Source organism: Dissulfurimicrobium sp., from assembly GCF_049968175.1.
Taxonomy (GTDB): Bacteria; Desulfobacterota; Dissulfuribacteria; order Dissulfuribacterales; family Sh68; genus Dissulfurimicrobium; species Dissulfurimicrobium hydrothermale.
In genome coordinates this window covers 1-8,698 of the sequence record NZ_JBMFRG010000069.1, presented here as the reverse complement: position 1 = coordinate 8,698, position 8,698 = coordinate 1, and the positions used below count along the sequence as shown (strand labels likewise).

Annotated in this window: 8 protein-coding genes; all 8 read left to right on the top strand. The window is 52.3% G+C overall.

What is annotated here, in order from left to right; all coding sequences use genetic code 11:
- Positions 1–109 precede the first annotated feature (109 nt).
- Complete coding sequence (locus ACP5SG_RS08460; RefSeq protein ID WP_237888514.1) at positions 110–613, top strand: (Fe-S)-binding protein; 504 nt, start codon at positions 110–112, stop codon at positions 611–613.
- Between the two features lie 5 nt (positions 614–618).
- Positions 619–3,657, top strand: coding sequence for a CoB--CoM heterodisulfide reductase iron-sulfur subunit A family protein (locus ACP5SG_RS08455; RefSeq protein ID WP_237888513.1), 3,039 nt, complete (start codon positions 619–621; stop codon positions 3,655–3,657).
- Positions 3,658–3,723: 66 nt separating this feature from the next.
- Complete coding sequence (locus ACP5SG_RS08450) at positions 3,724–4,170, top strand: hydrogenase iron-sulfur subunit (RefSeq protein ID WP_237889927.1); 447 nt, start codon at positions 3,724–3,726, stop codon at positions 4,168–4,170.
- A 6-nt stretch (positions 4,171–4,176) separates the two neighbouring features.
- Positions 4,177–5,211 (top strand): 4Fe-4S dicluster domain-containing protein, encoded by a 1,035-nt coding sequence (locus tag ACP5SG_RS08445; protein ID WP_237888512.1) that lies wholly within the window; start codon positions 4,177–4,179, stop codon positions 5,209–5,211.
- Positions 5,208–6,257, top strand: coding sequence for a 4Fe-4S dicluster domain-containing protein (locus ACP5SG_RS08440; RefSeq protein ID WP_237888511.1), 1,050 nt, complete (start codon positions 5,208–5,210; stop codon positions 6,255–6,257). Before ACP5SG_RS08445 ends, ACP5SG_RS08440 begins: the two co-directional genes overlap by 4 nt.
- A gap of 3 nt (positions 6,258–6,260) precedes the next feature.
- A complete protein-coding gene (locus ACP5SG_RS08435) occupies positions 6,261–7,100 on the top strand; it encodes an FAD/NAD(P)-binding protein (RefSeq protein ID WP_237888510.1) in 840 nt (279 codons plus the stop codon).
- A 163-nt stretch (positions 7,101–7,263) separates the two neighbouring features.
- Positions 7,264–8,220, top strand: a complete 957-nt coding sequence (locus ACP5SG_RS08430) for a sigma-70 family RNA polymerase sigma factor (protein ID WP_237888509.1) — start codon at positions 7,264–7,266, stop codon at positions 8,218–8,220.
- 41 nt (positions 8,221–8,261) lie between these two features.
- A partial coding sequence (locus tag ACP5SG_RS08425) for a tetratricopeptide repeat protein (protein WP_428123517.1) occupies positions 8,262–8,698 on the top strand: 437 nt, incomplete at its 3' end.

The window sequence follows — 8,698 nt, the reverse complement described above, 5'->3', positions numbered from 1 at the left end:
CTGCCTTTTTACTGGTGACGCCAAGGACTGGGAGATGACGGTACGCAAGCAGGCCGAGGTGGTCGACGCCCTCGGGTGCCGATATTACATAAACACCGAGTGAGGCCATATGTTTTATGCGACCCTGGAGGGGTTGCGCAGGTTCAACATCTCGCACAGGTTTGAATTTTTGAGCATTATAAGCCTTTACGCCAAATGGATAAGGGAGGGGAGGCTCAAAGTAGATTCGTCATGGAACAAAGATGGTCTTAAGTTTACAGTGCAAGACCCATGTAAGCTCGTCAGGCAGGGCCTTGGAGATGCAGTGGCCGATGACCTTAGATTTGTCGTGAAGCAGGTTGCAGGCGAGGCAAATTTCATAGAGGTATGGCCCAACAGATCCAACAACTACTGCTGCGGCGGGGGAGGCGGGGCGCTTCAGTCCGGGTTTGCAAAGAACCGTAGGGAGTACGGCAAGGTCAAGTTCGAGCAGCTGAAAAAGACTGGGGCTGATGTGGTAATAACGCCGTGCCATAACTGTCACACCCAAATAAAAGATATCTGCGATTTTTATGGCGGCGGCTGGCAAACTACCCATCTTTGGAACTGGATAGTAAGGGCGCTTAAGAGGTGATGCTGATGAATCCCAGGGGATCTGTGCTTGTGGTTGGCGGGGGGATTGCAGGGGTTCAGGCCGCGCTGGATCTTGCGGAGAGCGGCTATTATGTGCATCTGGTTGAGCGGCGTCCTGCGATAGGCGGGGCTATGGCCAAGCTTGACAAGACATTTCCTACAAACGACTGCTCGGCCTGCATACTATCTCCAAAGCTCGTTGAGTGCGGGCGCAATCTGAATATCAATCTCCTTACGCTTTCCGAACTTATAAGTCTAGATGGCGAGCCAGGGGATTTCAAGGCCGTTGTCCGGCAACATCCAAGATATGTGGATACAACCAAGTGCATAGCATGTGGGCTGTGTGCTGAAAAATGCCCCAAAAAGACAAAAAATGGGTTTAATATGGGCCTTTCCGAGAGAAAGGCTGTGTATCTCATGTATCCGCAGGCCGTGCCACTCAAATACGCCATTGATCCGGATGAATGCATCTGGCTCAAGAGGCCTGGCCGTTGCGGGGCGTGTGCAAATGTATGTCCGGCAGGGGCGATCAATTTTGATGACGTCCCGAAAGATCATGTGTTTGAAGTGGGCTCTGTGGTCTTGGCCCTTGGGTTTTCCCTGTTTGATCCGTCAGGACTTGATTTTACAGGTTATAGGCGTATTCCAAACGTGGTCACGGCCATGGAGTTTGAACGACTACTAAGTCCTTCCGGGCCATGTTTGGGGCGCATGGAACGGCCTTCTGACGGGAAAGAACCAAGGCGCATAGCCTGGCTTCAGTGTGTTGGTTCTCGGGATACGAACAGGGCCTGTCGCGGCTACTGTTCGTCCGTCTGCTGCATGTACGCCATAAAACAGGCGCTTATCGCAAGGGAACATGCTGGCGGTGCACTAGATGCACATATATTTTTCATGGACATACGTACCCACGGCAAGGGTTTTGAGGCCTATTACAATCGCGCTGTACAAGAAGGGGTTAGATTCCACAGATCAAAGGTGCACAGCGTTATACCTGCAGACGAAGGCACTCTATTGATCCGCTATGCCGATGAGGCCGGCAGGATGTGCGAGGAGGAATTTGACCTTGTGGTTTTGTCTGTGGGGATGGAATTGAATCATGAGGCCGTCGCCCTCATAGACAGGCTCGGGGTTGGGTTCAATAAAGACGGCTTTGTGCTTACTTCGCCGTTCTCCCCTGTCTCTACGAGCCGTCCAGGGGTCTTTGTGTGCGGGGCTGCCCAGGAGCCAAAGGATATCCCCCAGTCGGTCATGGAGGCAAGCGCCGCCGCACTTGAGGCAGGAAGGCTTCTTTCGCCCGCTAGATGGACTGAGACAAAGGCAAAGGAATTTCCGCCCGAGCGTAATGTGCGCCCTGAACCGCCAAGGATCGGGGTCTTTGTCTGCCACTGTGGTATTAATATAGCAAGCGTCGTGGACGTGAAGGCCGTTACCGAGTATGCCCGCGGGCTTCCCGGCGTTGTATTCGCACAGGACAACCTCTTTACCTGCTCGCAGGACACCATAAACCAGATGGCGGAGACTATCCGCAGGGAGCGCCTGAACCGCGTGGTGGTGGCGTCGTGCAGCCCTCGAACCCATGAACCCCTCTTTCAGGAGACCCTGAGGGAGGCAGGGATCAACAAGCACCTCTTTGAGATGGCCAACATCCGTGACCAGGATTCGTGGGTTCACAGGGATGAACCTCAAAAGGCCACACGAAAGGCCATGGACCTCGTCCGGATGGCGGTTGCAAAGGTGAGGGGGGATGGGCCCTTGCCTTATAGCAGCGTTCCGGTTACAAAATCGGCGCTAGTGGTGGGTGCAGGCGTAGCGGGCATGACTGCAGCCGTTGCGATCGCGGACCAAGGTTTCAAGGTCTTTATAGTCGAGCGTAAAGACAGGCTTGGGGGTCATGCAAGGAAGTTTTATCGCACATGGCAGGGATTTGAGGTCCAGCCCTATCTTGAGGAGCTTGCAAAGACTGTCTCTTCTCACCCCAATATAGAACTTCATCTTAAATCTACTGTAACAGAGGCGTTCGGCTCTGTGGGCAGGTTCAAGACGAGCCTTTCCGACGGAAGCGTCATTGAGCACGGCGTGGCCATAATTGCAATCGGCGGAGAGTCCTTTAAGCCAAGGGAGGGCAAATGGAATTACCTTTATGGCAGGCATCCTGCGGTGCATACGCTCCTGGAGCTTGACAGGCGTTTTATAGCAGCTGATGAGGGCTTGAATGGGCTTTCGCAGGCCGTTTTCATACACTGTGTGGGTTCAAGGGTGCCTGAGCGTCCCTATTGCAGCCGTGTCTGTTGCACGCATGCCATAGATCAGGCGTTGAAACTCAAAGAGCTGAACCCTGAGATGGCAATATTCATGCTCTATCGCGATATCCGCACCTATGGGATGCGCGAGCGATTGTATGAAGAGGCCAGGGCAAAGGGGATCATTTTTGTCCGCTACGACCTCGATCACCTCCCAGAGGTGAGTGATGACGGCGGAAGGCTTGTGGTCAAGGCCCATGACATGATCCTTGATAGGCCCGTGATGTTCCATCCTGATCTCCTGGTGCTTGCCTCCGGCGTGGTCCCGCGTGATGACGCGGGCGGGCTTGCCGGGTTTTTTAAATGCGCCATGGATCAGGATGGGTTTTTGCTTGAGGCGCACATGAAACTGAGGCCCGTGGACTTTGCCACAGAAGGGGTCTTTCTTGCAGGTCTTTGCCACTATCCAAAGCCGATGGATGAATCCATCGCCCAGGCAAAGGCCGCTGCAGCCCGTGCCGTTACTATACTTTCGAGAGACGCCGTGTCGGTTGAGTCCATGACCGCATATGTGGATACGGCTAAGTGTACTGGATGCGCGGTCTGTACCCAGATCTGTCCGTATGCGGCTATCAATATAGACCAAGATACAGGTAGGGCTGTGGTCGATATCGGATTGTGCAAGGGCTGCGGGGCGTGTGCGGCCTCTTGCCGCTCTGGTGCCGTAAGCGTTAAAAATCTAGGCAACGAGCAGATAATGGCCGCGATAGAATCCGCGATGGATATGGCGGATGTTTGGTAAGATGTTTGTCACTGCCGATATGGAAGGTGCTTATCATTCATGGGATATGAGCTTTTAAAGCCGACGATGGCCTGCAGGGAGATAGCATCTGTAGATTGGGAGCCAAGGATCGTCGCCTTTTTGTGCAACTGGTGCAGCTATGCAGGGGCTGATCTTGCCGGGGTAAGCCGGTTTCAGTATCCGCCTAGCATCAGGATAATTAGGGTTCCATGTTCGGGGTGCATCTCGCCGAATATGATCCTCGATGCCCTGAAGGCCGGTGCCGACGGGGTGTTGGTGTCCGGTTGTCACCCAGGCGACTGCCACTATATAAGTGGCAACTTATATGCGAGGCGCCGTTTTGCCCTGTTTAAGAATTTTCTTGAATTTATCGGCATAGAGCCTGGCAGGGTCAATTTCTCATGGGTCTCCGCCTCTGAAGGCGGGCAGTTCGCTGATGTGGTGAAGGAGGTGACCGGGCTCGTGAAGGCCCTCGGGCCTCAAAAGAGGTTAGTGAAAGGAATTGGTGGGTAGGCGGCCATGTCTCATACAAACGCGGAAATTACAGAAGGAATCAGGGCTAAGGCCGCTGAACTCCTCTCATCCGGCGAGGTAGCGGTCTTCCTGGGATTTATTGAAGGAAGCATCCCTATGACTTTGAGGCCTTTTGTTGCAAGGAGGCCTGAGGATGCAGAAAGGTTCGTTTGGAACAGCTTTTGTGTCATGAACCTTGCAAACTACCTGCCAAGCCTTTTAAAGTCCCTTGAGCCGCCGAGGGGCCTCAGAGACCCTGTACCTGCCGGCCCGCTTCCAAAGGTCGGGGTGGTGGCTACAGGCTGCTGGTCTAGAAATATCGTGGTCCAGATGCAGGAAAGGCAGGTGGACCGCAAAAGGCTTGTGATCCTTGGGGTCTCAAGCCGCGGTATGGTGGACAGAAAGAAGGTCATGGCCATGACCGGTGGCCGCGAGATCTTTAAGGTTGAGGAAGGTGAACATACGCTTAAGATCTCAGGCAGCGATTATGGGCTTGAAATAGACCGCTGGTCAGTGGTACGGGACAATTGCAAGAGCTGTGTTCATCCCGATCCAGTAATATTCGACTATAAGATAGGGCCTGATTCAAACAGAAAGGCCGATGACCGCTTCGCCCAGATAGAAGTGATTGAGGCCATGACAGTGGATGAGCGCTGGGCCTGGTTTAAAAACGAGATAGCCTCATGTATCCGCTGCTATGCCTGCAGAAACGCCTGTCCGCTCTGTTATTGCCCGACATGCTTTGTGGACGATTCAAGGCCCCAGTGGGTTGGAAAGTCGATAGATCCCACGGATACCGCGCTCTTTCACATACTTAGAGCCTTTCACTGCGCAGGGCGCTGCACCGACTGTGGGGCGTGTGAGAGCGCCTGTCCCATGGGCATAAAAATGAGGCTCTTTACCAAGAAGCTCGAAAAAGATGTATTTGAACTCTTTGGCGTCGAGGCCGGGCTTGATCCGTTGATTCAGCCCCCGCTTGTCACCTACAGGCCTGATGACCCGCAGGGGTTTGTGATAATCAAGGAGAAGAACAAGGCATGAGGGCTGTTAAGATTGATAGAGACGGGCTTTCTGGCTGGCTTTTGGCCTGGGCGAGTGAATTTGAGTCCTATGGCCTGATTAAAGATGAAGCAAAAGGGCAAAAGACATGGTTGCGTATCAATAAAGCAAATATTTCCGATGCGCTTGAGATACCTGCCGGCGCGCCGAAGACCCCGATAAAGACCTTTTTCTTTCCCCAGCCCGAGATTATCCTCACCTTTTCTGCCAGACATACGGACCAGGATGCGTGGTTGCCGAGGGCTGAAACGATCGATGTCGACGGGCGGCGGGTGCTTTTCGGGGTGAGGCCGTGCGATGCCAGAAGTATTATGTTGAATGCCATGCCGTTTGAGGGGGATCCATATTTCAGGGCGCTTCTTGAACGGACCGTGATAGTCGGGTTTTCTTGCGGGACTCAGTGTAGCACCTGTTTTTGCAGATTGGTAGGTGGTTCACCATATGGGACCGATGGCCTGGATATACTTATCACAGAGATGGATGACGGCCTTGTCGCCGAGGTGCTAACACACAAGGGGGAAGACCTTTTATTAAAGGCGGCTGATGGGAAAGGGGATGCAACCAATGAAGACATTGCCTGCTTAAGGGCGTTAAGATCTGCTGTCGATACGGCCGAAGGGCAGATCTCAAGGCTGGATGAGGTCCTGAGGTCCAAAGACATGACGTCCCTATATAATAGAGATATATGGCAGCCTCTCTCCGAATCCTGTATAAACTGCGGGGCCTGTACCTTCCTCTGTCCCACCTGTTATTGCTTTGATATCCAGGATGAGATAATCTGCGGGCAGGGACGCCGTATTCGTTGTTGGGATTCATGTATGTTTCCGCTTTTTACCCTCCATGCCTCTGGTCACAACCCAAGGGGTGAGGCGCTAAAGAGGGTGAGAAACCGCTTCATGCACAAGCTCAAATACTTCCCTGACCGCTTTGGTTTTGTCTCTTGCGTGGGATGTGGGCGCTGCATTCGCGAGTGTCCGGTTAATATCGATATCCGCGAGGTCATCCATGACCTTGTGGGTATGGAGTAAGAGATGACAAAAAATCCGTATATTCCATATGCTGCGCGCATAGACGATATAAAGATCGAGACCGAGGATGGAAACCTGAAGACATTCAGGCTCGTGCTTGAAGACGAGCTGGCAAGGGCCGTTTGGCACCATATCCCGGGTCAATTCGCAATGCTCTCCATCGCCGGGAAAGGCGAGATACCTATCGGTATCGCCTCATCGCCCACCGAGAAAGATGCGCTTCTTTTTACAGTGAACAGGGCTGGTGTGGTCACCACCGTCCTTCACCAGCTTGACAAGGGGGCAAGGATAGGCATCCGCGGTCCGCTTGGGAACGGGTTTCCGGTGGATAGCTTGCTAAAGGGCAGGAATATACTCATTATAGCGGGCGGTTTTGCATTTACGACCCTTCGGGCCACACTTGTTTACCTGCTTGAGCACAGAGATGACTATGGTAAGATCACGGTCATCTATGGGGCGCGGACCCCTGGGATGCTCCTGTACCGTGACGAACTCGCTCTCTGGGCCGATCGGGATGATCTGGATCTATATGTGACGATCGATCGGGAGGCCCCAGGGTGGACAGGGCTTGTAGGTTTTGTTCCGACCATAACGGAGAAGGTGGCGCCTTCGCCTCAAAACGCCGCGGCGCTCATCTGCGGCCCGCCTATAATGATCAAGTTTACTATGCCGCCCCTTGAAAAGATCGGCTGGCAAGACGAACAGGTCTATCTATCGCTTGAAAACCGCATGAAGTGCGGCCTTGGCGTATGTGGTCACTGCAATATAGGCCCTGTTTATGTCTGTAAGGACGGGCCCGTCTTCACCCGGGCCAGGGTAAAGGGGCTCCCCGCCGAGTTTTAGCTCAATCTGGTTTAGATAGGCAGGGCTTGTATCCCTTTTCTTTTACGGCCGTTTCCCTTGTCTTTTTAGTAGTATTGTTTTTTAGCAGGTGCATTTTATTTCTTTTGGAGAATCCAGGTCTTTGTTGTAAAATAATTTTAAATAAATTTTATGGCTGGTAGCAATGGTTGATAAGACAAAGACATCAGACACTAAGGGTGACAGAACGAATTTGCCGGCGCTGAGGTTCGATGTTCAAGGCAGCGTTGTGGCGTCGGATGAGATGGACCCGCTTCAGATGTATCTCGGCGAGATAAGCCGCTATCCCCTTTTGACCAGGGAGGAGGAGGAAAAACTCACCAAATTATATTATGAGACCCGCGACCCGCATATTGCATCAAGGATTATAACTGCGAATCTAAGATTGGTGGTAAAGATAGCCCTGGACTTTCAGAAGTTTTGGATGCAAAATTTCATGGACCTGATCCAGGAAGGAAGCATAGGGCTTATGCAGGCGGTCAGGAAATTCGATCCCTACAAGGGTGTAAAGTTTTCATATTATTCATCCTTCTGGATCAAGGCCTATATATTGAAATTTATCATGGACAATTGGCGTCTTGTGAAGATTGGGACGACGCAGGCACAGAGGAAGCTGTTCTATAACCTGAATAAAGAAAGGGAGCGTATCTCCGCCCTTGGTTTTGAGCCGGTACCGAAACTCATCTCGGAGGGTCTTGGCGTCTCGGAGCAGGAGGTCATAGACATGGAGCAGCGGATGGGTTCATGGGAGGTGTCTCTTGATGCGCCGGTCCAGGACGATTCGGACGACAGTCATCTTGATTTTCTGCCTAGCCGTGACGCTTCAGTCGAATCTAGACTTGCGAGAGAGGAGATGTTAGGACACCTGAGAAAACACCTGGCAGATCTGAAGGATACGCTGAAGGGCAAAGAAAGGATAATCTTCGAGAGACGTATGCTTACCGACGAGCCGGCTACATTGCAGGAGCTCGGGGAGAAGTTTGGTGTTTCAAGGGAAAGGGTGAGGCAGATAGAGTCGAGGTTGAAGAAAAAGGTGCAGCAATATCTAAAAGATAGGGTGAAAGATATCGAATCTTACCCTGAAGGGATAGGCGAGGCGTGAATCTACATAAAATGATCTTATATTGTCTGATTTTGCCTGCCATGGCCCTGTTTTTCTCCGCTGACGCAATGGGCGGCGAGAGGGCTACATTGAAAGAGGCGGCTTATGCATCTTATATGCAGGCCACCATTGAAAGGCAGGAGGGGCGTTTTGACGCGGCAGTAAATCATCTCGAGCAGGCCCTTAAAATGGACCCTGGATCTGTGGCTATAGTCAAGGAGTTGGCCGAGACTGTTTTTCAAATGGGTGATTTTGATCGATGCAAGAAATGGGCTGAAAAGGCGATAGATATGGATCCAGATGATCTCGGGCTGAAGGTTATGCTGGCGCGTTGTCATGCGGCACAGGGCGATTATGATGCCGCCTTGTCTATCCTTGACGGGGTTTTGAAGACCGATCCAGGCTATCAGGACGCCCTATTTCTCCAAGGGTCGATTTACGCGCAGTCGAATGATCTTGTAAAGGCCGAAGAGGCATT

Excerpts from the sequence above, each read along its gene's own strand:
- ACP5SG_RS08430 (WP_237888509.1), top strand. The coding sequence starts at position 7,264 with ATGGTTGATAAGACAAAGACATCAGACACTAAGGGTGACAGAACGAAT.
- ACP5SG_RS08445 (WP_237888512.1), top strand. The coding sequence starts at position 4,177 with ATGTCTCATACAAACGCGGAAATTACAGAAGGAATCAGGGCTAAGGCC.
- ACP5SG_RS08450 (WP_237889927.1), top strand. The coding sequence starts at position 3,724 with ATGGCCTGCAGGGAGATAGCATCTGTAGATTGGGAGCCAAGGATCGTC.
- ACP5SG_RS08440 (WP_237888511.1), top strand. The coding sequence starts at position 5,208 with ATGAGGGCTGTTAAGATTGATAGAGACGGGCTTTCTGGCTGGCTTTTG.
- ACP5SG_RS08455 (WP_237888513.1), top strand. The coding sequence starts at position 619 with ATGAATCCCAGGGGATCTGTGCTTGTGGTTGGCGGGGGGATTGCAGGG.
- ACP5SG_RS08460 (WP_237888514.1), top strand. The coding sequence starts at position 110 with ATGTTTTATGCGACCCTGGAGGGGTTGCGCAGGTTCAACATCTCGCAC.
- ACP5SG_RS08435 (WP_237888510.1), top strand. The coding sequence starts at position 6,261 with ATGACAAAAAATCCGTATATTCCATATGCTGCGCGCATAGACGATATA.